This window comes from Prosthecobacter sp. (genome assembly GCF_020439865.1).
Taxonomy (GTDB): domain Bacteria; phylum Verrucomicrobiota; class Verrucomicrobiia; order Verrucomicrobiales; family Verrucomicrobiaceae; genus Prosthecobacter.
Map to the genome: position 1 here is coordinate 1 of NZ_JAGRPF010000085.1, position 1,820 is coordinate 1,820.

Genomic DNA, 1,820 nt, shown 5'->3' on the forward strand with positions numbered 1-1,820 from the left:
TTTCGCCACTATCGAACTGTCTAAATTAGTTCGGGCGGCTCAATGGACGCTGGTAAAGGGCTTCCAGTGAGATTTTTCCAGTCTGCAGAAGCAAGTCGGCCTCATTGGGCTTCAAGATGATGAGGCGACCTTTGTGCGGCGTGATTATGCGATGAGGAGACTCTACCAAGCGGTGATCGAGTGTGAGCAGGCAGCCGTCGAGTTTGTATCTTCCACGTAGCGGAAACATTTCCATTCTAGGATCGCCAACAACATCGGTAAACTGGCCGTACTCGAAGTCTTTTTCTCGTAGGACAATGTACTCTCCTGCATACCACCCACCTTTTTCATCCAAGGTATAACGGCCTTGCACGGCCTTGTTTGTGATTGGGACTGATGTGAAGGATGCACACCCCGAGAGGGAAACCAATAATGCAAAAAGCATTAATGTACGCAGCGGAATCATAAGCTTCTGCAATGGAAGCCAGGCGTTACTCGGTCTTGATCCCGACGTTCTTGTTTCCGTTGTCACGCACGGCATCGACCGTGTTGTGAAGCGCCTTCAGCGGAACGTCGTCGTCACCGGTGACTTCGATGCGGGCACCGGGATGTTCGGGGAGGAAAGTGCTGAGGTGGCCGCGAAGACGGCCCATGGCGACTTCCTTGTCACCCACCATCACGACATCGCCGTTCTTGATGACTTTGAGAGTGATGGTCTCACCGGAGGATGTGGCGCGGTCGCCGTCACGGGCACCAGTTCTTGGCGCTCCTTCACCTTCGCGGGTTCCGGTGCGGGGTCTGTCACCTTCGCGTTCGCCGGTTCGGGGGCGGTCGCCATCGCGGGCTCCGGTCCTCGGGGCGCCTTCACCATCACGCATGCCGGGCTTTTTCGTGCCTTCACCGTCACGGGTGCCCGTGCGGGGTCTGTCGCCGTCGCGTTCGCCAGTCCTCGGAGCGCCATCGCCGTCGCGCATTCCGGGTTTGCGAGCACCGTCACCTTCGCGCTCGGCGGACTTTCTGGCAGCGCCGTCGCCTTCGGCGGATCGGCGGGCAGCGCCATCACCCTCGCGCATGCCGGGCTTTCTTTCGCCGCCTTCGCGTTCGCCCGCGGCGGGTTTGCCGGTTTCAGCGCTGCGGGAAGTTTCGCCGCCGCGGATCTTCGGCGGCACTTCTTTTTCCGCCGCACGTGCGGTGGTGAAGGAGTAGCAGACGAGGGTGCCGAGGGTAAGGACGAGCAAGGCCTGAAGCACGGGCTGACGGGTGGTTGGGGTGGCGATCATGAGGATGCGTTGACGCAGGGTGGGATGGTTGCGCACACATGGAGCCAACCCTGCGATGGCCGGTGGTGCGAAGAAGGTTTCCTGAATGCGGAGAAGCGTGTGGCCGTAGTCGAGACGCTCGGACGGCGCGAGGATCTCCAGCGCACCGGCGTCGCAACGCAGTTCGCGGTCCGCCTGAAAGCGCGAGACGACGAACCAGACGAGCGGATTGAACCAATGCAGCGCCTGCACGGCGGTGGCGACCCAGTTCCAGAGAAGGTCGCGCTGCTTCACGTGCAGCAATTCATGCAGCATCACATGACGAAGGCTACGTTCGTCGAAACGCGTGTCCCAATCCTCTGGCAACAGCAGTTTCGGCTGACGAATGCCGACCATCGCAGGTGTGGTGCCCGCCGGCATGAGGACGACTGACACCGCTTTTTTCACCCCGGCCTTGTGAGAAAGGCTGGCCACCAGTGCTCGCAGGAGCGGTTGGCTGGCACGAGGGCGACGGCGAAGCAGGGCGTTGAAGCGCTGCTGGCGAATCAGAGCGATGGCAAAGAAGGTGACAGCGACAACAAA

General features: G+C 60.5%; 2 protein-coding genes. Both read right to left on the bottom strand.

The features are described 5' to 3' along the window. Nucleotides 1–25: 25 nt before the first annotated feature. The gene (locus KDL09_RS09625; RefSeq protein WP_294384269.1) at nt 26–445 is read right to left on the bottom strand and encodes a hypothetical protein; all 420 of its coding nucleotides are present in this window, start codon (nt 443–445) and stop codon (nt 26–28) included. A gap of 25 nt (nt 446–470) precedes the next feature. After that, nucleotides 471–1,820 (bottom strand): M56 family metallopeptidase (locus KDL09_RS09630; protein ID WP_294384270.1); only part of this gene is annotated, 1,350 nt, incomplete at its 5' end.

Coding starts and splice junctions, on each gene's coding strand:
- KDL09_RS09625 (WP_294384269.1), bottom strand. CDS start 445: ATGATTCCGCTGCGTACATTAATGCTTTTTGCATTATTGGTTTCCCTC.